This window comes from Spongiibacter sp. (assembly GCF_041602295.1).
Taxonomy (GTDB): domain Bacteria; phylum Pseudomonadota; class Gammaproteobacteria; order Pseudomonadales; family Spongiibacteraceae; genus Spongiibacter.
Window position 1 is genome coordinate 1 of sequence record NZ_JBFIGO010000037.1, and the last position, 25,189, is coordinate 25,189.

At 58.9% G+C, this 25,189-nt stretch carries 18 protein-coding genes; 10 read left to right on the forward strand and 8 right to left on the reverse strand.

Going from position 1 to position 25,189, the window contains the following annotated elements; genetic code table 11:
- From ABYM29_RS08190 to ABYM29_RS08205, 4 genes are all read right to left on the reverse strand, one after another.
- Nucleotides 1-730, reverse strand: a 730-nt coding sequence (locus ABYM29_RS08190) for an SDR family NAD(P)-dependent oxidoreductase (RefSeq protein WP_372864243.1), incomplete at its 3' end; no start/stop codon positions are given.
- Nucleotides 727-1,665 (reverse strand): SDR family oxidoreductase, encoded by a 939-nt coding sequence (locus ABYM29_RS08195; RefSeq protein WP_372864244.1) that lies wholly within the window; start codon nt 1,663-1,665, stop codon nt 727-729. The genes ABYM29_RS08195 and ABYM29_RS08190, both read right to left, overlap by 4 nt.
- Complete coding sequence (locus ABYM29_RS08200; protein WP_372864245.1) at nt 1,658-2,560, reverse strand: bile acid:sodium symporter family protein; 903 nt, start codon at nt 2,558-2,560, stop codon at nt 1,658-1,660. The genes ABYM29_RS08195 and ABYM29_RS08200 overlap by 8 nt, the downstream gene beginning before the upstream one ends.
- Complete coding sequence (locus ABYM29_RS08205) at nt 2,550-3,869, reverse strand: flavin-containing monooxygenase (RefSeq protein WP_372864246.1); 1,320 nt, start codon at nt 3,867-3,869, stop codon at nt 2,550-2,552. Before ABYM29_RS08205 ends, ABYM29_RS08200 begins: the two co-directional genes overlap by 11 nt.
- Nucleotides 3,870-3,966: 97 nt before the next feature.
- Between ABYM29_RS08205 and ABYM29_RS08210 the strand changes: the two genes are divergently transcribed.
- Complete coding sequence (locus ABYM29_RS08210; protein ID WP_372864247.1) at nt 3,967-4,935, forward strand: AraC family transcriptional regulator ligand-binding domain-containing protein; 969 nt, start codon at nt 3,967-3,969, stop codon at nt 4,933-4,935.
- A gap of 7 nt (nt 4,936-4,942) precedes the next feature.
- On the opposite strand, the gene ABYM29_RS08215 is transcribed toward ABYM29_RS08210, so the two are convergent.
- Nucleotides 4,943-6,082 carry an alpha/beta hydrolase family protein gene (locus ABYM29_RS08215; RefSeq protein ID WP_372864248.1) on the reverse strand — a complete coding sequence of 380 codons (1,140 nt, stop codon included), beginning with the start codon at nt 6,080-6,082 and terminating at the stop codon, nt 4,943-4,945.
- A gap of 323 nt (nt 6,083-6,405) precedes the next feature.
- Here ABYM29_RS08215 and ABYM29_RS08220 point away from each other — a divergent pair, with 323 nt between their 5' ends.
- The 9 genes from ABYM29_RS08220 to ABYM29_RS08260 all read left to right on the forward strand — a co-directional run bounded on the left by ABYM29_RS08220 (nt 6,406) and on the right by ABYM29_RS08260 (nt 19,740).
- Nucleotides 6,406-9,435: an ImpA family metalloprotease gene (locus ABYM29_RS08220; protein ID WP_372864249.1), complete on the forward strand. Its 3,030-nt coding sequence runs from the start codon at nt 6,406-6,408 to the stop codon at nt 9,433-9,435.
- 114 nt (nt 9,436-9,549) lie between these two features.
- Nucleotides 9,550-10,095: a DUF2939 domain-containing protein gene (locus ABYM29_RS08225; RefSeq protein WP_372864250.1), complete on the forward strand. Its 546-nt coding sequence runs from the start codon at nt 9,550-9,552 to the stop codon at nt 10,093-10,095.
- 390 nt (nt 10,096-10,485) lie between these two features.
- On the forward strand, nt 10,486-12,495 hold the full coding sequence (locus tag ABYM29_RS08230) for a DUF3604 domain-containing protein (RefSeq protein WP_372864251.1): 2,010 nt from the start codon (nt 10,486-10,488) through the stop codon (nt 12,493-12,495).
- A gap of 205 nt (nt 12,496-12,700) precedes the next feature.
- Nucleotides 12,701-13,567, forward strand: coding sequence for a transcriptional regulator HexR (gene hexR / locus ABYM29_RS08235; RefSeq protein ID WP_372864252.1), 867 nt, complete (start codon nt 12,701-12,703; stop codon nt 13,565-13,567).
- Between the two features lie 181 nt (nt 13,568-13,748).
- Nucleotides 13,749-15,578 carry a phosphogluconate dehydratase gene (gene edd / locus ABYM29_RS08240; RefSeq protein ID WP_372864253.1) on the forward strand — a complete coding sequence of 610 codons (1,830 nt, stop codon included), beginning with the start codon at nt 13,749-13,751 and terminating at the stop codon, nt 15,576-15,578.
- A gap of 50 nt (nt 15,579-15,628) precedes the next feature.
- Complete coding sequence (locus ABYM29_RS08245; RefSeq protein ID WP_372864254.1) at nt 15,629-16,291, forward strand: bifunctional 4-hydroxy-2-oxoglutarate aldolase/2-dehydro-3-deoxy-phosphogluconate aldolase; 663 nt, start codon at nt 15,629-15,631, stop codon at nt 16,289-16,291.
- Nucleotides 16,291-17,742 carry a glucose-6-phosphate dehydrogenase gene (gene zwf, locus ABYM29_RS08250; RefSeq protein WP_372864255.1) on the forward strand — a complete coding sequence of 484 codons (1,452 nt, stop codon included), beginning with the start codon at nt 16,291-16,293 and terminating at the stop codon, nt 17,740-17,742. Before ABYM29_RS08245 ends, zwf begins: the two co-directional genes overlap by 1 nt.
- Complete coding sequence (gene pgl, locus ABYM29_RS08255; protein WP_372864256.1) at nt 17,735-18,433, forward strand: 6-phosphogluconolactonase; 699 nt, start codon at nt 17,735-17,737, stop codon at nt 18,431-18,433. Before zwf ends, pgl begins: the two co-directional genes overlap by 8 nt.
- A gap of 92 nt (nt 18,434-18,525) precedes the next feature.
- Nucleotides 18,526-19,740 carry an alpha/beta hydrolase family protein gene (locus ABYM29_RS08260; protein WP_372864257.1) on the forward strand — a complete coding sequence of 405 codons (1,215 nt, stop codon included), beginning with the start codon at nt 18,526-18,528 and terminating at the stop codon, nt 19,738-19,740.
- Nucleotides 19,741-19,748: 8 nt separating this feature from the next.
- On the opposite strand, the gene ABYM29_RS08265 is transcribed toward ABYM29_RS08260, so the two are convergent.
- From ABYM29_RS08265 to ABYM29_RS08275, 3 genes are all read right to left on the reverse strand, one after another.
- Nucleotides 19,749-20,597 carry a cupin-like domain-containing protein gene (locus ABYM29_RS08265; protein WP_372864258.1) on the reverse strand — a complete coding sequence of 283 codons (849 nt, stop codon included), beginning with the start codon at nt 20,595-20,597 and terminating at the stop codon, nt 19,749-19,751.
- A 310-nt stretch (nt 20,598-20,907) separates the two neighbouring features.
- Nucleotides 20,908-22,998 carry an elongation factor G gene (gene fusA, locus ABYM29_RS08270; RefSeq protein WP_372864259.1) on the reverse strand — a complete coding sequence of 697 codons (2,091 nt, stop codon included), beginning with the start codon at nt 22,996-22,998 and terminating at the stop codon, nt 20,908-20,910.
- Nucleotides 22,999-23,752: 754 nt separating this feature from the next.
- Nucleotides 23,753-24,673, reverse strand: a complete 921-nt coding sequence (locus tag ABYM29_RS08275) for a bile acid:sodium symporter family protein (RefSeq protein WP_372864260.1) — start codon at nt 24,671-24,673, stop codon at nt 23,753-23,755.
- Nucleotides 24,674-25,189: the final 516 nt, after the last annotated feature.

A 25,189-nucleotide genomic window follows, 5' to 3' on the forward strand; every position in this document is an offset into this window, starting at 1 on the left:
CCGGGGCCAGCCGCCACAGCCGGCTGGCCAGCCAGATGCCGCGGTGCGGGTAGAGCTGTGGGCGGCGTTCTTCTAAGGCGCTGACAATCGCCGCCGCCAGCGGCTGGGCTTCGCCAACTGCGCCCAGGGTGGAGCGGGCATGGCGGGCGGGACGACCGTCGGCGCCCAGAGCATTTTGTTCTATATTGGTGTTCACGAAGGCCGGGTAGACCATCAATATATGCAGGCCCCGGTCGCGTTCTTCGCCGCGCAGTACTTCAAAGAACTGCGCCAGTGCGGACTTTGCACTGCAGTAGGCGGCGCGCCCCAGCACCGGCATCCAGCCCGCCATGGAGCCGATATTGACGATGCTGCCGCGGCTGTCGCGCAGCAGTGGCAGCAGGGCCATGCTCAGTTCGACGGGGGCCTGCCAGTCGATGCGCATGACTTGGCGAAAGACCGCCGGGTCGGTGTCGGCGGCCAGTGAGCGGTGGGTGATGCCGGCATTGTTAACCAGGACATCGAGTCGGCCACAGGCGCGCACGGCGGTGACGAGGGTGGTGATGTCGTCGTCGCAACTCAGGTCGGCGACGATGCTGTGAACGCGCGCTGTACCCAGTTCTTTGCAGCGCTGGGCCAGGTTTTCGGCGTCGCGGTCCACCAGCCACAGGCTGTCGCCGCGCCGGTAAAACTGCTGGGCCAGCGCCCAGCCCAGGCCGCTGGCGGCGCCAGTGATTAGCACCGTTTTCATAACTGCCCCCGCGCGCGGGCGTGATCGATAAACAGCTCTAACACCGCCGCCGAGCTGAGTTGGGGCTGGTAGCCAAATTCTTCTTTCAGGCGGCGATTACTGAGGACTGGCCGGTAGCGCAAAAAGTTGATTTGTTCGGGGCGATAGCGGCTCAAGCCCAGCCGGTGGCCCAGGCTAAGGGCGGTGTGCAACAGCCCCGCGGGCAGTCGCAGCAGGGGTTTTTGCAAGCTGGCCGCGACTTGATCAATGGTGAGCGCGCCATCGCCGGCCAGGTTGTAAATACCCTCGCGAGACTCGACGATGCCCCGTTCGACAATGGCGATTAGGTCCTCATCCCAAATGAACACAAAAGGGGAGCTGCTGCCGCGAATGGCCAGCAGGCGTTTTTTCTCAAACAGGTGGGTGATTTGGTTGCGAGTGTGGCGACCCAGGACGGTACCGGGGCGCAGAATTAACTGATGAAGCTGGGGCTGCTGTTGGCGGATCTCCTGCAAGTATTCCTCAACCAGCCGTTTGTGCCGGGAGTAGGCAAATTCGTCATTGCCGCGCAGCGGATCATTCTCATCGATCCAGCAGGGGTTGTCTGGGTGATAGCCATAGGCGGCCCCCGAACTGGTGACCGTCAGATGGTGGGCGCCGCTCGCCAGACAGCTTTCGACGACATTGCGGGTGCCGTTGATGTCGATGTCGTAGTCGCGCTGCTCATCGCCGCTGGCTTCAAGTACCGAGGCAAGATGAACGACGTGACTGACCTGGTGCTCGCGCATGATGGCCGCCAGCATCGGGTCGCGGATATCGCATTGCAGCATGTTGGCCGGGCTGCCGACGGGCAGCTTGATGTCTATGCCGACGACGGCGTGCTCGCCGCTGAGTCTGTGCATCAGCTGACTGCCAATATAGCCGGCGGCACCGGTGATTAGAATGCATTCAGGCATGAGCGACCTCGCTGTTGTGTGACCAATACAAGGCCAGACACAGGCCGACGAGTAAGTGCCAGAAACTCCAGAAGCCGGCGATTAACATCATGCCGCCTGCATGAGGAAAGAAAGTAAAGATAATGGACAGCCCCAGTGCCGAGTTCTGGATGCCGACCTCCATGGTGACTGCGCGGCGCTCGCTTTGGGGGAGACGCATTAGGCGGCCGGCGAGATTGCCGAGTAGTAGTGCGCCGGCGTTTTGTAGCGCCACCAGTAAAAGCAGTTGGCCGGCGTAGTCCATAAACAGTGTTTGATTGCGGGCAAAGGCGACGACCACAAAACACAGAAACACCAATAGCGTAACCGCGCGCATGGGCTTCTCGGCACGCTCGGCCACTCGTGGGTGTCGTTTGCCAAAGCTCATGCCCAATAACATTGGCAATACCAGCACCAGGGCGACCAACAGCAGCAGGTTTAATGGCTGCAGTGAGATGTCGCGCAGCAGGTCGCGGGTGGCCGGGTTGAGCTGAGCATAGAGGCCAAAGTTCAGCGGGGTCATAACGATGGCCGCGATGCTGGAGATCGCCGTCATACTCACCGACACCGGTACACTGGCGCGTCCAAGCCAGGTCATGATATTGGAGAAGGTGCCGCCGGGGCAGGAGGCTATCAAGATCATCCCCAGTGCCAGTTCAGCGGGCACGGCAAAGGCCGTGGTCGCCAGACAGGTGGCCGCGGGCAGCAAGATAAACTGTGCGACCAGGCCTGCTGCGGGGGCGCGGGGTTGGCGCAGCACGCGAGCGAAGTCTTCACGGCGCAGCCCCATTGATACACCGAAGATCATGCCGGCGAGAATGCCGTTGAGCAGCAGCAGGCTCTGCGGGCTAAAGGCAACCTGAATGTCAGCGTACATAAGCGGTTTCTTGCTGTTGCAGGTCAACTTGCAGGCGTTTGATGTAGTGTTTCAGTTTGCGCCGGTAGCTGTCCTTGTGGACGTAGTAGGCCATGCGTTCCAGTTGCAGATAGCGGTAGCCGCCGTCTAATCGCTGGCCGTGGTAGCGGGCGATATCGGCCTGCAATTGTTTGGCGGCAGCCGCGCCCGCTTGTTGCTGGCGAATGTACAGGGCGACCATTTCGGCCTGTTCGTTGCGTCCCTCCCAGCCCAGGCCAGCCGCCTCAATCATGCCCATGACAAACAGATTGCGGTGGCTTGGGTGAAAGACATTGAGGTATAGCGAGGGTGCGCCGCCAGCCTGCCAGTTCAGGTGTTGCCGGTCGATAAAGGGGTAGTGAAGGTGGTAGCCGGTGGCCTGCAATATCAGGTCGTAATCGGCGTGGTCGCCATTGCTGAATTGCACGCGGTGGCCGCGAACAGCGGTGATGTCGCGCCGCACAGCAATATCACCGTGGCCCAAGTGGTGGAGCATTTGTGAGTTGATGACCGGGTGCGACTCGTACATCTTGTAGTCGGGGTTGGGGAGGCCGTAGTCAGAGGGTTTGCCGACCACGAGGCGTGCCATGGCGGCATCCAGTCGCTGCTTGATCGGGCGCGGCAGCGCGATCAGTCCGCCGAGAGTATCGGTGGGACGCCCGCCGATAAATTTGGGCAGAAAGTAGTAGCCGCGGCGCACCGAGATATCCACCGAGCGCGCCCGATGCACGGCATCGACGGCAATGTCGCAGGCAGAGTTGCCGCAGCCGACAATTAATACGCGTTTGTCCGCAAAAATGTCGGCGCTTCGATAGTGGCAGGAATGCAGCTGTTCGCCGCTGAACTCCCCGGGTAGTTGTGGGGTGTTGGGGTAGTGGAGGGTGCCGTTGGCGATCAGCAGACCGTCGAAATCCTCGCAGTGTTGCTTGCCGTCTTGTTCGCTAACGATGCGCCAGCCACCATTGTCCAGTGGGCTGGCATCAATCACGCGCGTGTTGAAGCGGAAGTGCGGGTAGAGCTCAAAGTGGCTGGCAAAGTCGCGAAAGTATTGCCGCAATTCACTGTGGTGGGGGTAGGGGGCTCCTTCGGACATGGGGAATTCCTTGAATTCCGTCATTCGTCGCGAAGAAATCAAGTGCGCAGACTCGTACATGGTGCTGTGGGGGTTGTCGATATCCCACAGCCCGCCGACGTCTCCGTGCAATTCAAAGCCGGTAAACGGGATGTCGTATTTTTGCAGATTGCGTGCTGCTGCCAGCCCCATTGGACCGGCGCCAATAAGCGCGTACATACCAACCACTCTTGTTATCATTATCGCTTTACAGCTTAATGGAAGGCCCGCCGCCGGTAATGGCTTTTTCGGGACCTACAGCCGCCAATTCAGGACTATGACAGAAGCCACTGTTACCCTGCGTTTTACCCAGGGCATTTTGCAAGCCGCCGAGCGCCGCCACATAAAATTGCCGGCTGCTTTGCGCGCCTGTGTGCCCGCTAGCGGCCGCACGCCCTTGGCGGTGCAAGACAAGTTGTGGGAGGCCTATTGTTCTGCGGTAGACGACCCCCTGGTTGGCCTGCAGCTGGGGCTGGGTTTGCAGGTTGGCCACCTGGACCTGGTGGGTATGCTGTTGATGAGCTGCGAAACCTTGGGCGAGGCCTTGGACCTGTTATTGGAGTACCACCCTATTGTCGGCGAGGGCGGCGATTTTTCGCTGCGCCATGAGGGTGAAAGTTGCTACCTCGTTTACCAGCCACACTATCAGCTGCGTCGCCGTGAACGGGTGGAGGCGGTGCTGGCGTGTGTGTTGAATCTGGCGAACTGGGTCAGCGGTGGCGCGTTTTGCGCGCAGCGCCTGCAGTTCACTGCAGCGGCAGCGGCGCCGCTGGCAGACTATCAGCAGTTGCTGGCGGCCCCCCTGCAGTTTGATGCCCCGGATAACGCCTTGGTTTTTGCGCCCGCACTGCTCGTTACCCCGCTGATTCAGGCGAATACTCAAATTCGCGATCAGCTGAAAAAAATAGCGGATCAGCTGCTGTTGGACATGGATCGCGGCGAGCTCAGCACACAGGTACAGGGCTTGCTGCGCGATCACCCGCACTGGGGTAAGGAGCGGGTTGCCGAGGCGCTGGGGATGAGTGGCCGCCATTTGGTGCGCAAGCTGCAGGCCGAGGGAGTGACCTTCAAGCTGCTGCGCAGCAGCCTGTTACAGCGTATCTCCCAGGAGTGCTTGCAGCGCGGTGAGACACTGGCTGACATTGCCAATCAACTGGGGTTTTCTGATGAGAGCGCCTTCGCAAAAGCGTTTAAGCGCTGGGTGGGGCAGACGCCATCCCAATTTCGGGATGGCTCCTCACACTGAGTTCAGCTCAGGGCTGAAATTGGTCTACCTGGCAGCTTTCTTCTGGTGCCCGGTGATCCACAATACATTCGAAGTAGGGCGCGGTTTCGTTGTAACTGCCGTCTAACATTTTCCTCAGTTGTTCAAAGGCGGCACGCATCACCGGATGGTTGGCGTCGGCCTCGCTGCCGTGGCCAGCTAAATTCAAACTGGAGTCGGCGTCACCGGCGCCGAGTGTGCCGGTGGCGGTGGTGCCGGGGTTTTGCCATTCAGAAACACCAAGCACGGTGAAAAATTGTGTGGGGATGCCTGCGGTGGTGAGGGCGCCGGCCATTTCGCGGCCCTGATTATAGGGAACCAAGCCGTCGTTCAAGGGGTGGATGACGGTAGCGGCTTTAATGCCACCCAGTTGCATTTGCGCGGCGTGCAGCGCCGGCGAGCGGCGCTGGTAAGCCAGTGGGCATTCGACCGGCGTGCCGCCGGTGTCGCGCTCAATGCCGCTGGCGGCGGCCATGGCTGTGGCGTTGCCGGTTGCTTCGGCGGCAGCTTTTGCTTCGCTGTAGGTCTCTGCCAGCTGACTCACGCCTTCGACATCAATCCAGTAATCATAGAGTGCACTACCGTCTTCACTGATAGCGGCTGACTCGACAATGGCCGTTCCAGACACCGCCCCACCCATTGACACACCAAACAGGTAGACCGTGTCGATGCTGGGGAACGCCTGCAGGGCATACTCGGTGGCGGCGATGGTGTCGTAGGCGCCACGCAGTGTCGGGAAGCCAAAGTTGTCGCGGTAGTCGGTGGCGACAAAAGCGACATTGCCTGGGGTGTTTTCCAAGCTTTGAGCTAAGCGCAGTTCGCGCCGCATATGTGGCAACCAGCTGCTGCGTACGCTGTGGCCAATGCCGTGGCTGAAAACCACCAGGCGGGTGGGTTGCTCGCCTTTTTTGTAGACTAAAAGACCCTCTGGGAGGGGCAGATTGGAATCTGCATCGGGCACGCAAGCGGGGTTCACATCCAGCGGGGTAACCAGGTGCTGTGACTCGGTGGTGAAGCTTTCCGTCACAATGTCACTGCTGCCTGAGCTACTGATGTTGCTGGAGCTGCTGTTGCCACAAGCGGCCAGTGCGAGGGCCGCGGCGGCTGTGCCAAGTTGAAGATAATTCATAGCGTATTACCGTCGTCTGTCCGGCATCGGCGTGCCGAGATTGATTATTAGAATCGCATGCTGATCAATTATTGCACAGTTTTTTGCTGGTAGGTACTAGTATCTGCCGATTTTGCTTAGCTGCGAATAGTGGGGTGAGATTGTCGTGTCACAGTGGGCCGCCGCTGGCGCGGGCAGTGTCGATATGCTCTCTGTGCTAAGCGTTTTTGCGTGGCAGACCACACTTGTTAGGGGCTGATTTCTATAGACTTGCTGCCCGTACTGAGCACCGTTGGTTGTCGGCGGTTCATATAATAAAAACGCTGTAGGGAGAGTGGGTCGCCGTGAACGTGATAAGTGTTGTGGGCTGTGCGCTGTTGTCGCTGGTTATCTCGGCTTGTGGGGATGGTTCCGGCGGCCAGAGTGTGGGCGATTTGCCTGTTGAATTACCGCCCCTGCTGTCGCCCAATCAGCCGCCGCAGATCTCGGGCTCCCCTGGCCCGGCACAGGAAGGCAGCGCTTTTGCTTTTACTCCTGAGGTGCACGACCCCGATGGTGATGAGGTGTCGGTTAGCGTTGATGTGCTGCCCGCGTGGCTGAGTTATGACAGTGCCAGCTATACCCTCAGTGGTACGCCGGGCGCAACGGACCTGGGGCGCAGTGAGACCATTACCTTTACCGCCAGCGACGGTGAGGACAGTAGTGAGCTAGAAATCGCGATTCAAGTGGACTACGAGCCCTTGCAGCAGGCGCTGCGCAGCGGCGATGCCCGCTATGTGAGCGATGCCAAGCGCTTTCTCGACAGTGCGCTGAATGCGGCTGACGCGGCGACGGCAGACGGCCAGAGACTGCGGCGCCGACTGTTTAACCTCGACGCCAGTGGCCAGGCGCGTGCCGACGGCAGCAGCCTCACCGACATACACTGGGACCCGACTCACGATGCTGGGCTGTTGGCGGCCCGTTTTGGCGTGAATAGCGAGTTGCTGCTTAGCAACAGTGTTACTAAAGCCGGCTATACGGTGCTTGAACTGCCGCTGGCGGTTGCCGGTGAGCAGGCCGGCAGCCAGCGCCAGGCGCGTTTCCTGGCGCTGGGTAGTAATCCGATGCGCAACGGCTATCGCGATGCGGCGGCGCTGAACGGCGATATGCAGCAGCTGCTGCGCAACAGTATTGCCTGGTTGGCGGGGCGCGAGAATTTTGCTCAGCAGCCCTTGAGGGTCGTAATCGCGCAGATGGGCCAAAGTTATTACTTCCCCGATCGCGTTGCCACTCGGCAGTGGCTGGATGAGCACTACCCTGGGCAGGTGAGTTACAACGACGCGCAGGGCTGTGACGGCGCGGCGCTGAGTGCGTGTCTGGATAACGACGCTGAGTTGTTGATTGTCTCCCAGCTGGCCGCCGACGCGCCGTCACTCAGTGCTGCCACACAGGCGGTGGCGGCGTGGCTCGACGCTGGAAAACCGGTGCTGTATCTGCATCACGACGGCAACCTCAGCGACTTAGGTGCGGAATTGTTAGCCCTGCTAGAGGTGGACTATGTGGCCGATAACTATTGGCGTAAGTTGCAACTCGAGCGCTTCGACGTGCGTCAGCGCTACGCGCAGTTGCCTGAAGACGTGCGGCTGATAAATGCCCTGTTGGGGCGTTTTCAGAGTGATAATTTCAATGTCGACTTGAGCCTCTGCGATGATAAAAGCTGTCCGCCGGAAAGCCGCTTTGCCGAGGAGTTTGGCGATGCCGCCAGCGCCGCCAAGGCGCTGTTTGAACGCCTGGAAGACAGCGCGGAGCCGCTGTTTAATAGCGCCGGGCAGATTTACCAAAAATCGCTGCTGCTGCTCGCTGACAGCTATCGCCAGCAGGCGCGTTTTCCTATGGATAAGAATGCTACGCCGCGGCTGGCGTTTCTTAAATCATACTTTGCCGACCATTTGAATTATCAGCGGCGGCCGATTAATCCGGCTCAGGCTGATATGGGTAATTTTAGCCGCAGTGATTTCAGTCATATTAGCCCGGTGAGTAAGCGGGTGACGCTGACCAGTCGGCAGTATTTTCGCGCGGCGGGGGTTTACGCCCTGCCGGGACAAACGGTAACGGTACGCCGCCTCGACGACAGCTCGGTGGCGACCACGGTGTTCGTCAATACCCTGCGCAGCGGCGCCACCCATCAATTCAGTGACAATGGTTACAAGCGGCCCAAGTACCTGAAGGGGCGCGCGCTGAGGATTGCGCCGGGGGAAACCCTGAGCTTTACCTCGGCCTACGGCGGACCACTGCAAATTGGTTTCGATGCCAATGACCAGCAGGTGGTGCTGCAATTTGATAATGTTGGCGAGCAACCATTCTGGGCCAGTGCGGCGGACAATGAGCGCTTTGAGGCGGCCTTGGCCGCCGCGGACTACGACTGGGCGGAGCTGTCAACGCCGGGCTTTGAGGTGCACTCCACTTTGGAGAAAATGCGCAGCTCAATGGGTGAGTGGAGTGATGCAGGGAGTCTCGCTGCGGCCACCGAGCGTTATATGCACAATTTTGCCCATGTGCTGGCCGGTTTTCAGGGCGAGGGCATCGATGTAGTGGATGAAATTCACGACTTTGCTGCGGGTCGCGGTTGGCAAATCGACACTATTGATATTGTTAAACACATGAATGCCGATCAGGCCAATTGTGGCTACGGCTGCTCGGGTAACCCCTACGATGCCTATTGGGCCTTTAATCCGGTGGGCCACGGCGACCTACACGAACTCGGTCACGGCCTGGAGCGCGGCCGCTTTCGCTTTGCCGGCTGGGCGGGGCACGCCAGCACCAATCCCTATTCCTACTACGCCAAGTCGCAGTACTTTCGGGATACCGGCAACGACCCCAACTGTCAGTCGCTGCCCTTCGCCGAGCTGAAGCAGGTTTTACTGGACAGTCGTAACAGCGCCGATCCCTTCGCGTATATGCAGAGTCAGTCGCTCAATAGCTGGTCCCAAGGGGCGGCGATTACGCTACAGATGATGATGGCCGCTGAGGCCGAGGGAGTGTTACAGGACGGCTGGCATTTGTTGGCCCGTTTGCACCTGCTCGATCGTGAGTTTAATCGTGCCGACAACAGTGACGCCGCCTGGTTGGCCGCGCGGGATGGTCTGGGTTTTGCTCAGTTTAGCCGGGCACAGGCGCGGGCGCTGGCTAACAACGACTGGATGTTGATCGCGCTGTCGCAGAGCTTGGGTCGCGACATGCGCAGCTACCTGGATATGTGGGGGCTGGCGACCACTGCGGCTGCTCGCGCTCAGGTAGCCAGCGCAAACTTTCCTGCCATGCCGCTGCGTTTTTACGACAGTGGCGCCAGCAGCTATTGCCAGACTATGCGGCCGACGGCGATCGATATTCCCTAGGAGGTCGTCGGTGTGATGCGGTCTTGCCAAGCGGGCGCAACTTGCGCGACGGTGATTGTTGTGGGCTTGGAGGCTACAATGGCGCCCCTTGACGATTTCCCATAAGGACATTGGATGAAGGCGCTAAAGTTTTTGCTTCCCCTGCTGCTGGTTTCGCTGCTTGCTTACGCACTGCTCAGCCCCTATCTGGCCCTGCACCAGTTTAAAACCGCGCTGGATAATAAGGACACGGTGGTGTTGGATTCACGTATTAATTATCCACCGCTGCGCGATAGTCTGAAGTCACAGATGAGGAATGCGCTGGCGTCGAAATTGGCCAGCCGTAGCAATGGCCGTTCTGAGGCTTTTGCCTCTCTGGGGATGGGGCTGGCGATGATGGTGATTGAGCCAATGGTGGACAGCATGGTTAGTCCCCAGGGCTTGGCCGGGATGATGCGAGACAATCCGCATGCGGCATCGCGGTCGCCGGACAAGGCTGGCAGCGATGCCCCGTCGAAAACGGACCCCTTTGCCGGCGCGACCACCCACTACCGCAGTTGGGATCAGTTGGATGTTGTTGTGCCCCGCCCAGAGGGCAACATATCCCTGGTCTTTAAGCGCGATACTTTGCGCTGGAAATTGACTGATATTCTGCTGCCGGCTAGCGCGCTGCCGCTATAGAGCGAGGCGCGAGTCCGGTTGGCCCAGGGCTGTTGTGGCAGCGCAGCCTGCCACTGAGAGTCTGATAAAAACAAGCTGCTTTGGCTGCTTTTCGGCGGCTTTCTTTTGCTGCCTTTCACATTCGCTGGTGTATTTATTGGGGTTCGCCCATTTTCGTCGCCCATTGCTGTAATCAATGGCCAACAGGGCCAGGCCGGTTACTTGGCAAGAGTCTGGTGCCTTGGCTGCCCGGCTATAATTCAAGGGCAAACAGCGGCTGTTGGCCTTGCCAGCGCTGAGTTCGCCTTCTCTTATTGAATAATAAAGCAAGTGCTTCACCTACGCGGCCGGCGGTTAACCAGATAAAATCTTTGCCTGCCAAGCGCTGCAATGCTCAGGGGTATGGAACGTATGAAAAAGCTTGTTGAGAGTTTTCTGGTTGCCAGTGCAGTGTTCTGCAGTGCGGCATTGGCGGCGCCGGCGGCAACTGAAGCGCCCTGTGCCGATAGCAATCCGCTGCGTCAGCCCTTCTTTGGCGACCTGCATGTTCACAGCAGCTACTCCTTCGACTCCTATGTGTCGAGCCAGCGCAATACCCCCTGGGATGCCTACCGCTTTGGCAAGGGCGAGGCGATCAGTCTGCCCGATTTCGACGGCAAGCAAACCCGGCGAGTCACCTTGGAGCGCCCCCTGGATTTTATGGCGGTGACCGATCACGCCGAATTTTTGGGGCCGATAAAAATTTGCACCAGCGATCCCTTTACCCTCGGCTACTGGTTCCCCGCCTGTATCGCCACGCGCAGCCAGATTTACATCGCCCAGCTGTTGGCCGCTGATTACTGGTCCAAGATCGGCGTCGCCGATACCAGCCTGAATAAGGCCAAGAGTTTTGTCTGCAAATTGGCTGACTGTGACAAGGCGGAGCTGGAGGCCTGGCGCGACGAACAGCAGGCGGCCGAGGCGCACTACGACCGCAGCGAGGCCTGTAGCTTTACCACCTTTGTCGGCTATGAATACACCGATGCGCCGAACTACAGCAACCTCCATCGCAATGTGATTTTTCGCAATGAAAATGTCATAGACCGGCCGATATCGGCCTATGACACCGGCGCCTATAATTTTCAGAATCTGTGGCAGCATTTGCGCGAGGAGTGCTGGAACAGCGACAGCGGCTGTGACGTGATGACGATTCCGCACAACTCAAACCTCGCCGGCGGCCTGATGTTCCCCGACCCGCGCAATGAGCAGGAGGCGATTGATCGCCTGGCCTTTGAGCCAGTGGTGGAGTTGGTGCAGCACAAGGGCGCCTCGGAGTGCCGCTTCGACCGCCTGCTGGGGCGCGGGGTGGGCACCGAGGACGAGCTCTGCGATTTTGAGCAGATCAAGGCGGATAATTTGGCGATGCTGGGCAGTGTCGGCGGCGAGGTGCAAACCGAGCGTGGGGCCAGTGTTGGCGTCGACAGCTTCGGCCAGCGCAATATGGTGCGCAACGCCCTCAAGGCCGGTGTCAGCTACCAGCAAAAAGAAGGCATTAACCCCTTTAAAATGGGCTTTATCGGCTCGACTGATACCCACAGCGCCATGCCTGGTGCAACCGAGGAAGCCAGCTACGAGGGCCACTTGGGGCGTCGCGATGCCGGCAGTCGCAATGTGCAGGACCACTTCTTCTCAAATGCCGGCGGCCTGGCCGTGGTCTGGGCTGAGGAAAATCGTCGCGATGCGATCTTCGACGGCATTCGCCGCAAGGAGGCCTATGCCACCAGTGGCACCCGCCCGGTAGTGCGCTTTTTTGGCGGCTGGCAGCTCGACGAGTCGCTGTGTGAATCCGCCGATATGGTGGCAAAGGCCTACCAGCAGGGGGTGCCGATGGGCGGCGACCTGTCCGCGGCGCCGGGTAGCGGCGCGCCGCGCTTTTTGGTGGCCGCGACCAAAGACCCCGGCACCCCGCGCAACCCCGGCAACGACCTGCAGCGCATTCAAATTATTAAGGGCTGGAGCGATGCCAATGGCGTTGCCCACGAGCAGGTATTTGAAGTTGCCGGCAACCCCGACAACGGCGCGACGGTTGACCCGCAGAGCTGCGCGCCCAAGGGTGAGGGCTATGCGAATCTGTGTAAGGTGTGGCAGGACCCCGGCTTTGACGCTGAGCAAAATGCCTTCTACTACGCCCGCGTCGTCGAGAACCCCAGTTGCCGTTGGTCGACCTTGCAGTGCAAAAAATTCGGCGTAGATCCCTTTGCCAGCAACTGCCAGGCGCAGGCCGCTGCGGCAACCAAGCTGGCCAAAGACGACGGCGCCTGGGGCGAGGATGTGTTTGGCAAATGCTGCTTGAGTGAAGCCGACGAGCCGTTTTATTCGCCGGTGATTCAAGAGCGCGCCTGGACCTCGCCGATCTGGTACTCCGCGGCAACGGCGGAGTGAGCACACCGTCGCGTGTGTTGGCGGCGATAGTGATGCCCCGCTAAGGACTGAGGCGTTTGCCGCGGCGCAATCGCGCCGCAGTACTGTGGTGTCCGGCAGCTTCTGTCGTCGCGGCTGTACGCTGGTCGTCGTAGATTTTGTAATAAATTTACATGGCTGGGGTGGCTGGGTAAGATCCGTGGATGTTCGTCTACAGGTGAGTGCCATGGCTTCTGCCAATGACAATTTATTGACTTTGATCGCCGATGCGATGCCCGGCTTGAGTAAGTCGGAGAAGAAAGTTGCCAGCGCAATTCTCGCCGACCCCGAGGCGGCGACCCGCTCGAGTATTGCGGTGTTGGCCAGTATTGCCCAGGTGAGTGAGCCGACGGTAAACCGCTTCTGCAAGAAATTTAACGCGACCGGCTTCCCAGATTTTAAGCTCAACCTCGCCCATTGCCTGGCCAGCGGCATTCGCTATGTCAGCCAGAATGTCGAGGCGAGGGACTCCGTTGAGACCTCAACCAGCAAGATATTCAACAGCACGATCAGCACCTTGTCGCTGGTGCGAGACAAACTGCCCCCGGACTTGATTGTTCAGGTGGTGGATCAATTGATTCAGGCTCGGCGCATTCATTTCTTTGGTTTGGGGGCGTCAAGTTCGGTGGCCAAGGACGCCGAGCACAAGTTCTTCAGATTCAACTTGCCGGTCAGCTTTCACGAAGATGTCTTGATGCAGAGGATGCTGGCGGCCTCGGCCGCGCCAGGTGATGTGTTTTTTATTATTTCCTATACCGGCCGCACCATGGAGCTGGTGGAGGTCGCGGAACTGGCCAAGGCCAACGGCGCGGCGGTAATCGGTTTAACCGCACCGGGCTCACCGCTGGCAAAAGTCTGTCATTTGCTGATTGCCGTGGCGGTGCCTGAAGATACCGACGAATACATGCCGATGACCTCTCGCATTGTTCATCTGGTGGTACTCGATGCGTTGGCGACGGGGGTCACCCTGCGGCGCGGGCCGAAATTTCAAGGCCACCTGAAGAAAATTAAGGACAGTTTGCGCGCGACGCGCTTCCCGAGCGACGAGGCGTAGTTTCCAGCCTCCAGCCCCTTTGTCCCCGCGGGGGCGGTCATCAAGTAGAGTTCATCGGCGATGGCGTGCCTAGGCGGCGGAGGCTATGCGTAAAAATGTAACAAAAGAACAAAAAATGTTGATCTGTTCGTCTTTTCAGATGTTATTATGGTTAAAAATTACACGAAGGGCGGTTGGCGTTATGACAGAAGTACATAGCACGGTTGCAGCGGTGACCGCAGAGATCGTCGCGAGGAGCCGCGGGCCGCGCAGCGATTTTAAGGCGCTTATCGACGTCAATCGCAGTTTGCAGCCCGCGCGCAAACAGCTGAGCTGCGGCAATCTCGCCCATGGTTTCGCGGCCTGCGGAGCTGAAGACAAGCAGCGCATCAAATTGATGAATGCCGCGAATATCGGCATCGTCACCGCCTACAATGACATGTTGTCGGCCCACCAGCCCTACGCCGACTACCCCGAAAAAATCAAAGGCTATCTGCGCGAACTCGGCTCAACGGCTCAGGTGGCCGGTGGCGTGCCGGCGATGTGTGACGGCGTTACCCAGGGGCAGGCGGGCATGGAACTGAGCTTGTTCAGTCGCGACAATATCGCACAGGCCGCTGCGATTGCCCTGTCGCATCAGATGTTTGACGGCGTGGCCTTCTTGGGTATTTGCGACAAGATCGTGCCGGGCCTGTTTATTGCCGCCATGCGCTTTGCTCACCTGCCGAGTATTTTTATTCCCGCCGGCCCCATGCCGTCTGGCATCCCCAATAAGGAAAAAGCGCGGGTGCGCCAGCTGTTTGCCGAGGGCAAGGTGGGCCGGGAAGAGCTGCTGGAGGTCGAGTCGGCGTCCTACCACACCGCCGGCACTTGCACCTTCTACGGTACGGCTAACAGCAATCAAATGGTACTTGAGGCCATGGGTGTGCAGCTGCCCGGCAGCTCTTTTGTCAATCCCGATACGCCGCTGCGCGAGGCGCTGACCCAAGAGGCCTGCCAGCTGTTAAACCGGGCCACCGCGCAGGGCAGCGACCCCAGGCCGATGGCCGATGTTATTGATGAGCGCTCCTTTGTAAATGCCATTGTTGCCCTGCTGGCATCGGGCGGCTCCACCAACCTCTGTATTCACCTGGTTGCGATGGCGCGGGCGGCCGGCATTTTGCTGAACTGGAATGATTTCGACGCGCTTTCCAAGGTGGTGCCGCTGCTTGCCCGGGTGTACCCCAATGGCCAGGCCGATATCAATCACTTCCATGCCGCCGGCGGCACTGCCTATTTGTTTTCGCAGTTGCTTGCTGCGGGTCTGATGCACGCCGATGCGCAGACCATTCTGGGCGTGCCGATGGCGGAGTTCCCGCGTGAGCCGCAACTTGAAAACGGCAAGCTGCGTTGGGGCGCCGGGGTCGCGACTAGTCTTGATAACAATGTGCTGAGACCGGTGGCCGAGGCCTTCGACAGCGAGGGTGGCTTGCGTCTGCTGCAGGGGAACCTCGGTCGCAGTGTCATTAAAGTTTCGGCGGTGAGCGAAGAGCAGCGCATTGTTGAGGCGCCGGCACTGGTGCTCGATAGCCAGCACGAATTGGCCGCCAAGTTTGACGCCGGCGAGCTGAATCGCGATGTGGTTGTCGTGGTGCGCTTCCAGGGGCCGCGGGCTAACGGTATGCCGGAGCTGCACAAGTTGACGCCGCTGCTCGGCTCCTTGCAGGACAAAGGTTACCGAGTGGCACTGGTGACCGACGGTCGTATGTCGGGCGCCTCTGGCAGGGTGCCGGCGGCCATTCACCTCAGCCCGGAAGCGGCAGCCGGCGGCGCCATCGGCAAGATTCGCGACGGCGATATGATCCGCCTCGATGCCAACGCCGGGGTATTGGACTGTCTGGTCGATGCCGCGGAGTGGCGTGCGCGAGAGGTTTTCAGCAGCGGCATCGACGACGGCCAGGGGGTGGGCCGGGAGTTGTTTGCCAATTTCCGCAACACCATCAGCTCGGCGGAAGAGGGCGCCTCGGTGTTGTTTCCGAGCGAGCGCCGCTAGCTGTGGCCGCGCATGAGCCTTGCCGTTAACCACCGATATTTGGAAGAGCGATGAAATCCAGCTCCTTAGAAATTTTAACTCAGGCCCCTGTTGTTCCGGTCATTGTGATCAACGATATCGCCCAGGCGGTGCCGCTGGCTAAGGCATTGGTGGCCGGCGGGATTCGGGTGCTCGAAGTCACGCTGAGAACCGCGCAGGGCCTGGAGGCGATTCGCCGCATTCGCGATGAGGTGCCCGATGCTATCGTCGGCGCCGGCACGGTGTGCAGCGCCAAAGATGTGGAGTTGGCGGCGGCGGCGGGTTCCGAATTCCTGTTTACCCCGGGGTTTACCGACGAGCTGTTGCGGGCCGGCAGCGAATGCGGACTGCCCTTTGTGCCGGGCGCGTCAACCGTCGGCGATGTGATGCGCTGTATGGAGCGCGGAATCAATACTCTGAAGTTTTTTCCCGCCGAAGCCTGTGGCGGCACGGCCGTATTGAAGGCCATTGCCGGGCCCTTCCCGCAGCTGCGTTTTTGCCCTACCGGCGGTATTGGCCCGCACAATATCGGCGACTATCTCGCGTTGGCAAGCGTGGTGAGTGTCGGTGGGTCGTGGTTAACCCCCAGCCACCTGCTCGCCAATCATGACTGGGATGCTATTACCCAGCTGGCGACAGAGGCCGCTGAACTGGTGCACCAGCTGCGCGGGCAGGCACAGGGGGAAATGCGGTGATGAACGACAATGTCGATCTGATTTTTTTCGGCGCGCTGGGCGATCTGGCGGCCAGAAAGCTGTTTCCGGCGCTCTATCATCTGCAGAGCTGCGAGCTGCTGCCCAAGTCGGTGCGGATTGTCGCGCTGGCCAGAGATGAACTGGATTCCGGGCAGTTTGTGGCGCTGCTTAAAGAAAAGGTAAGGCGATACATAAACCCGCAAAACTGGAGTGACGCCTGCTGGGAGGCTTTTGCCGAGCGCTTTGACTACCTGCGTCTCGATTTTACTGATCTGGAAAGCTACCGCCATATGGCCGAGCGCCTGTCGGCGTCGCGAACCAGCATCTTCTACATGGCGACCCCGCCCAGTTTGTTCGGGCCGATATGCCGCAACCTGGGGCAGACAAACTGCCTTAACGGCGATTGCCGCATTGTGCTGGAAAAGCCCATCGGTCACGATTTGCAGAGTTCGCACGACGTGAATGATGTGGTGGCCGAGTATTTTACCGAAGAAAATATTTATCGCATCGACCACTACCTCGGCAAGGAAACTGTACAGAATTTGCTGGTGCTGCGTTTTGCCAACCGCTTTATCAACACCCAGTGGGACCAGAGCTGCATCGACCACGTGCAGATTACTGTGGCCGAAACCGTCGGTATTGAGGGGCGCTGGAGTTATTACGACACCGTGGGCCAGCTGCGCGATATGGTGCAAAACCATGTTATGCAGTTGCTGTGCCTGGTGGCGATGGAGCCGCCGAATGCCATGACCGCTGAAGCGATTCGCGACGAGAAGGTGAAAATTCTCAGGGCGCTGCGCACCATCGATGCCAGTAATGTTACTGAGCACGCGGTGCGCGGGCAGTACGCGGCCGGTTGGCAAAAGGGTGAAGCGGTGCCCGGCTATATGCAGGAAGACGGCTGCGAAAATGCCGATAGCGATACCGAGACTTTTGTCGCCATCAAGGCCCATATCGATAACTGGCGGTGGGCGGGAGTGCCGTTTTATATCCGCACGGGCAAGCGCATGCCCGAGAAGCTCACTGAAATCGTTATCGCCTATAAAAGCCTGCCTCACAATATTTTTACGGCGGGCGGCAATATCACCAATCGCCTGGTGATTCGTTTGCAGCCCAATGAGGGCATTTCGATGCAGATGGTATCGAAGCTGCAGAGTCTCAAGGAAAAAATGGGCCTGGTAAAACAGGATTTGAATCTCGACTTTCTCGGTTCGTCGACAATGACCCGTATTCCCGATGCCTACGAGCGACTGATTCTCGATGTCATTCACGGTGACCAGTCACTGTTTGTCGGCCGCGAGGAAATTGAGGAGTCTTGGCGCTGGTGTGATTCGTTGATACGCGCTTGGCAGGTCCAGCACTTGGAAGTGAAGGATTATCACGCCGGCTCCTGGGGGCCGGCCAAGGCAGACTTGCTAATTGAAAAGGACGGGCGGAGTTGGAATGGATGAGCTGAAGCACTGTGATTTTACGTCGCGAGACGAGCTGGATGCCGCGCTGGCGGCGGAGGTTGCGGCGCAGTTGGCTGCAGCGATTGCCCGCCGAGGAGAGGCGAGTCTGGTGGTCTCCGGTGGCAGCACGCCGCTGCAATTTTTCGCGCGGCTGTCCGTGCAGCAATTGCCCTGGGAAAAGGTGGTGATCACTCTGGCGGACGAGCGCTGGGTTGCGCCCGATCACGCCGATAGCAATGAGCGCCTGCTGCGCGAGCAGCTATTGGTCAATGCCGCTCAAGCGGCGCGCTTTGTGCCGTTGAAGACCGCCGACAATAGTGCCGAGCAGGCTGAACAAGCGCTGGGCGAGGCGCTGGCCTCGCTGCCCGAATTCGATGTGGTGATTTTGGGAATGGGCGCAGATGGGCATACGGCGTCGTTATTTCCCTGTGCCGAACAGCTTGAGCGCGGCCTCGATCTCGAGTCGACGGCCGCCTGTATCGCCGTGCAGCCAAGCACGGCTGCACACCAGCGGATGAGCCTGAGCCTGTCGAGGCTGCTGCAGAGTCGACAGCTGATTGTGCACATCACCGGAGCCGAGAAGAAGGCGGTGCTGGAAACGGCGCTGCGTGAGCAAGACGCGTGCAAATGGCCCATCTATGCCATTGTCGGTCAGCGCAAGGTGCCGGTTGCTCTGTACTGGAGCGAATAGTGTTAGTATCCCCGCCGTAACGCGTTTACTGAAAGCATATCGGCGCTTGTTGCGCCGCCCTCGGTACTCGCAGCGGCAATGGGGACGTTTGAATGAGACTGGTGTGTGTAGGCTTGGTCTGTATGGTGCTGGCGGCGTGTGGCGGCAGCTCTGCAGGGGGTGAAAATGGCTTGGCGGTGTGGCCGGCATCGCAGCAGGGCGAAAACCCGCCGCCGGCACCGGAGCAGTTTGAGCCGATAGTCAGCAATGGCGATGAGCTCGCCAGCGCCCTGCCGGGCAATGTCGCCAACCGGCTGTTTGATCCTCTCGCCTTTGGCTACACCATCAACGATATCAGCGATCCGGTCATTGTCGAGCATATGGTGCGCGCCACCTTTGCCCAGTTGCAGGACGGCTCTCGCCTGCAGCACGCCTATCACTGGTATGGTCACCCCGATGAAAATGCCGGTGTCGCGCTGATTCCGGTAGAGTTTTTTAACCGCTATGGCACCCGGTTATACGGTGAGATTGTGCTGCCCTACCAGGCCAAAGGCAGTCCGGCGGAGGGGCCGTTTCCGGTGATCATCGCCCTGCAGGGCCTGAATACCAATGTCGGCATGTACCGCTGGTGGCACCGCTTGTTCGCCGACAATGGCTACATGGTATTTGCCTTCGACTTCAGTGGTCAGGGCCATTCTGACGACGAAGTTGAGGGCGATCCCGGCAATAATCTTCACGACGCCCAAGACGCGATGGCCTACCTGTTTGAGCGCTCTTCGGTTGCCAGCGTGCTCAACGCCGAGCAAGTGGGAGTGATTGGCCACAGCATGGGCGCTGGCGCCGCGCTGCGCGTGCAGGAGCAGGAGGCCGACAACGCGTCGGAGCCGAATCCGGTGCGCATCAAGGCCGCAGTGGCGGCGGCGCCGGTGGGCGAGTCGGTGAGCGCAAACCCGATTCCCGTTATGATCCAGACCGGTGACCACGACGGCCCGATCGCGCCCATTCCCTTTGCCAATCCCGCGGTGGTGCGGCCGCTGTACGACAGTCTTAGCAGCGACCGGGCGTTTATTGTCGCCGAGGCAGCAAGCCACGGCCAGCACACCAACTACCCATTGATTCCCACCTCAACCTGGGGGCGAGAAATTGCCGCCAACTATTCCTTGGCCTGGATGGATTACTACCTGCGCGGCGATGCGGCGGCGCTGTCAGTACTCGAGGGTGGCCACCCCCATTTGTCGTACCTGCACGATAGTGCAACGCGGATAAATGGTGTCGAAATGACCTACCGGGGCAATGGGCTGGTGCCCGACCCGGCGGAGTTTGAATAGCGGGGCGCTTAGCTCTGGTACCTGAGTAAATGGTATAGGCGGTAGGTGGCAATTTTGGCGCGGTCGACAACTGCCGATGCCGCGTAGGGCTTGGGGGTGAGCCCCAGCTTGCGCAGGTTGCGGTTGACCCGGTAGACCATCTCGCGCCGCAGCGAGCTGGGGGTGTCGTAGGTGATGCTGATGGAGATCGAGACATTGTTGCTGTTCTGCACGTAGTGGGGCGCGTTGATGGGAACGTGTAGGGCATCGCCGGGTTTAAGGTGGATTTTGCGGCCGCGGGCCTCGTGGCCATTGTGCAAGACCATTTTTCGATTGGCCTGGCCGTAGTGATGCTCAATTTCCTCTTCGGGCAGCAGCTCGCGGTCGGCCTTGTCAAAAATGGTGAAGATTTTTTCGCCGTGAATCTGCAGCAGAAAATTGTGTTCCGGGTCCATGTGGTAGGGCACGGTTGAATTGGGCGAAGTGATAAAAATAAAGCCCTCGCGATTGTGCATGCCCGGACAGTGCGGGTCGATATGGGGCTTGAGGGTGTCGAGTACCTCATCGATCAGCGCCGAATACTCCGGTAGCTGACTCACTTTTTTAAGGCCCAGCCAGGTGTTTAGGGTTTCGATGTGCGCGATGGTTTCTTCCGGCGTCAGTCGGTGTTCCGGCTTCTTGTCGGCTACCTGTACGATGTCGACATCGCCGGCATTGAGTTCGATGTCTTCGCTGGGTAATCGCTGCGAGGCCGCGACTAAGGCTTCGAGTGCAAACAGTGGGTGACTGCTCAGTCCGTGTTTCAGCAGAAACGGCTGTCGCTCGAATTTTGCCGCAAAGTCATGGGGATCAAAAGAGATATGGGGAGGCATGGTCATTACTCTCCGACATCCGTTTTGCCGGTCGCAGGTCAAGTCTCGCGGGATGCCATCTGCGCTTGTCTCCGGCGGCGTGGCGCATATTGATTTCTCACCACTAAAGGGTAGCACAGCGCTGCGAGTGAGGGCGGTTCTGGCTCGGGCGGGCTGATGCTGGGTATGTTGCGGCGTCTGGTTTAAGAGAGGGATTAGGGGGTGCGAGTGCTAAGCCGTTTTCGCCTGCTCTGCTACCTCATAGCTTCAATATCGCGTGCATAAAAAAAGCCCTGTCGGCGATGCCGACAGGGCTTTGGATTAAAGAAAAGGCCGCTTACTTGGCTTTAGCGGCTTTTTTCTCTTTCTCTTTGGCGATGACTTCGTCGGCAATATTGCTTGGGCAAGCTGAGTAGTGCGAGAACTCCATGGAGAACTGGCCGCGACCGGAGGTCATCGTACGCAGGGTGCTGATATAGCCAAACATTTCTGACAGCGGTACATCAGCCTTGATGCGAACGCCGGTGGCGTTGGGCTCTTGGCCGGAGATCATGCCGCGACGACGGTTCAGGTCACCGATAACATCACCCACATTGTCTTCGGGGCTGAAGACATCAACCTTCATGACCGGCTCCAGCAGCTGCGCGCCTGCTTTGGGCATCGTCTGACGGAAAGCGCCTTTGGCGGCGATTTCGAAGGCTACTGCCGAGGAGTCAACGGCGTGGTAGCCACCGTCATGTACGTTGATGGCAACGTCCAGTACCGGGAAGCCAGCCAGCGGGCCATTTTCCATCATGGACTTGAAGCCCTTCTCAATCGCTGGGAAGAATTCCTTGGGTACGTTACCGCCGACAACCGAGGTGCTGAAGGTGAAGCCAGAGTTAGGCTCGCCCGGCTCCATGGTGTAGTCGATCTTACCGAACTGACCAGAACCACCAGACTGCTTCTTGTGTGTGTAGCTGTCTTCGACTTTCTGGGTAATGGTTTCGCGGTAGGCAACCTGTGGCTGACCCACTTCCAGCTCAACGCCGTAGGTCCGCTTAAGGATGTCGACTTTGATGTCCAGGTGAAGCTCACCCATACCCTTGAGAATGGTTTCGCCGGAGTCTTCGTCGGTTTCAACGCGGAAAGAGGGGTCTTCAGCGACCATCTTGCCGATCGCGATGCCCATTTTCTCGGTGGAGCCCTTGTCTTTCGGGGTTACCGAAATAGAGATAACCGGCTCGGGGAATACCATGGCTTCCAGCGTACAGGGGTGATCTTGGGAGCACAGGGTGTGACCCGTCTGTACGTTTTTCATGCCGACGATGGCGATGATGTCACCGGCCTGGGCGCTGCTCAGCTCGTTGCGCTCATCGGCCTGCATTTCACACATCCGACCGATGCGCTCAGTCTTGCCGGTAAAGGAGTTAAGGATGGTGTCACCCTTGTTGAGTTTACCGGAGTAGATGCGTACAAACGTCAGGGCGCCGAAACGGTCGTCCATGATTTTGAACGCCAGCGCGCGCAGCGGCTCGTCGGCAGATACGATAGCGTATTCGCCAGTCGGCTCGCCTTCTTCGTCGGTCAGCGGCTGGGGGTTAACCTCGGTGGGGCTGGGCAGGTAGTCGACAACCGCATCCAACAGCAGCTGCATGCCTTTGTTTTTAAAGGCAGAACCACAGTAGGTGGGGAAGAAGGCCAGTTCCAGCGTACCTTTGCGGATACAGCGTTTGATGTCATCTATGGAGGGCTCTTCGCCTTCCATGTAAGTCATCATCAGGTCGTCGTCCATTTCTACCGCGGTTTCAATCAGCTGCTCGCGGTACATTTCGACTTCTTCCACCATATCGGCGGGAACGTCGGTAACTTCGTAGTTTTCGGGCTGGCCAGTCTCGTCCCAGATGTAAGCTTTGTTGCTCAGCAGGTCGACAACGCCGGTGAACTCGTCTTCACGACCAATAGGCAGGGTCATGATCAGCGGGTTGGCGCCCAGTACATTCTTAACCTGGTCGGTAACGCGAAGGAAATCAGCGCCGACACGGTCCAGCTTGTTAACAAAGATCAGGCGAGATACTTTGGAATCGTTCGCGTAGCGCCAGTTGGTTTCAGACTGGGGCTCAACACCACCAGAACCACAGAATACGCCGATACCGCCATCGAGTACTTTCAGAGAGCGGTAAACTTCTACGGTAAAGTCAACGTGTCCAGGGGTGTCGATGACGTTCAGGCGGTGGCCATTCCACTCACAGGTAACAGCGGCGGATTGGATGGTAATACCACGCTCAGCCTCCTGCTCCATAAAGTCGGTGGTTGATTCACCCTCGTGGACTTCACCAAGCTTGTGAATTTTGCCGGTGAGCTTGAGGATGCGCTCAGTGGTGGTGGTTTTTCCGGCATCAACGTGCGCGAAAATACCGATGTTGCGGTACAAGGATAAGTCAGTCACGGCGCTCTCTAAAATAAACTGGGTTAAAAATGGTTCGCTACGATACTGGAAGTGAGAAAAAATTTCTCAGCTATTTTGTAGGAATATGCTAAATCGGGGGGATTTTCTCCAAAATTCCCCAAAAAATCCAGTCGCACTGGTCTTGTCGGGCGGGATAGGGGTGGCCGCCGCGCCCGCGGCGTAGGCGCTGCTGATCTTGCCCCTCGCAGAAATGACTGAATCGGGCTCGGTTAGGTTAAGCCGGCGATTGACCAGGCCGTTGGCCACGGGGCGGGCGTGGCCGCCACATCGGGCGCCGAGGCGGGCGCAGCAGCCGATATTCGCCGGGCAGAATGGCTTGATAAGTCCCCTGGGGTGTTGAGCCGCGGGCGGGTCTTGTGGCGTGAAAATCTCCATCGAGAAAATGGCTGAGTTCAAAAGCGTTGAGGTGACTCTGCCCGATGACCATCGTGGGGCCCCCAGGGGCAAAGCGGGATTTCTGAGTCGAAGTAGGGAGTGGCGGCGCAGCGACAAAGCGCCAGCAGGCGGGGCAGGGTGATTGGTCGACGGGTCAGGCATTAAAGAGATGACAAATTGCCGGCAATTCTCGCCGGCCTGTCGCGGCGATGAAGGACCTCTATCGCATGGCGCAACAAGGTTATTCGATTGAGGAGGCTCTCGAACAAGAGTTGGCGACAGAGTGCACAGACATCCCCGATACCGCCGAGCGCCTCGCGGAGTTCCGCTAAACCCCTGTCGCGAGGCGCCGGAGGCTTCACTCTATCCGCGGTTGGGTTGGCGCAGCGGCAGAGTTCTTGTGCAGGCGGCTGGCGACAATCAATGCCAGCGCCGGCATCAGCATCCACCCGCCGTATACCAGTACGGTAAACAGCGCCATGCTGCCCAGTTCGCTAGTCGCTGCATTGGCCGCTGGAAACAGTGAGGCAATAATCAGCACCGCAAGGTTTACATTGCGCACCGTGAGCTCCATGTCAATGGCCACGATATCGGCCCGCGGTGCGCCCATTAGCCAGGGCACAGCCAGTCCTGCAGCAAGCAGGGCCAGGGTAAAGCCGGTGACCACCAGAACATTTGACAAGCCAAAGGCCGCCCAGTCCAACCTGCCGGAGGTGGTCGCGCCGAGGATAATAACGACAATCAGCGCCAGGCTAGCCCGTATCGACCAGGTCGAAATCTGTGGCGCCAATGCCGGTAGCAGCCTGAGCGCCAGCATACCCATCGCCAGCGGCGCCAGAATTGAAAAGAATATTTCAGCGGCGATACGCGCTGCTGGCAGCTGGAAATCTGCTGGGACATAGTCGGTAATTAGCAGCTTCAAAATAATGGGTACCGTGGCTAGGCAGGCCACGGTGGTGACCGCGGTAATGGCAATCGATAGCGCAATATTGCCCCTGGCAAAGTAAGTGTAGATATTGGACGTTGTGCCACCCGGTATAGCTGCCAGTATGGCGATACCGATGGCGACCCCGGCGTGCAAATTGAATAGCGCTAAAAACAGCACGGCGATCAGCGGTACCATTAACAACTGCAGGCTCAGGCCCGTCGCGAAAGCGCGGGGCGTTCTGGCAACGTTGACGAAATCGACAATGCGCAGGGTGGCACCCATGCCGAACATGGCCAGCAGCAGCTGGCTAAAAGCGATGCCGTATTCGTATTTGAGGTAGAGTTCAGTCATGGTGAAACCCGCTGCCTGTTTTGCGTCGAAGATATGTATGTGGTGTGCAGCGGCTTGGCGAGTTGGGCGTGAAACAATGCCCGGCCGCACTCCGTGCGGGGGAATCGCCACCAGCCGGTGTTGCGAGCCCTGGCTGAGCATGGCATTAAATCGCAGAATCTACACCTGAATTGTGTGCAATTTGGCGATCGTCACTGCCGATTTGGTTTGTGCCCCCGAGCAGCTGCCTCATGCCCTTTCTCAGGCTATATGCAAAGCCAAGCAGGTCGAGGGTATGGCGGAGTTGCTGGTGGCGGAGGAAAGTTGCCGCTGTGAGCGGTTTGTCGATTTGATTGGCAAACCCTGGGAAGTCCACCGGTCTAGATTTGGTGATGGACGCGGAGAGGCTTTTTTCCAAGGCATAAAAAGGCGAATCAGCTAACTTGCTGATTCGCCTTATTCTTTGTTGGTGGCGGGGGCATGATGTCCCCACATATTCCCTAGCCCTACTAAGTCATAATGCCCAGAAGCGAGTAA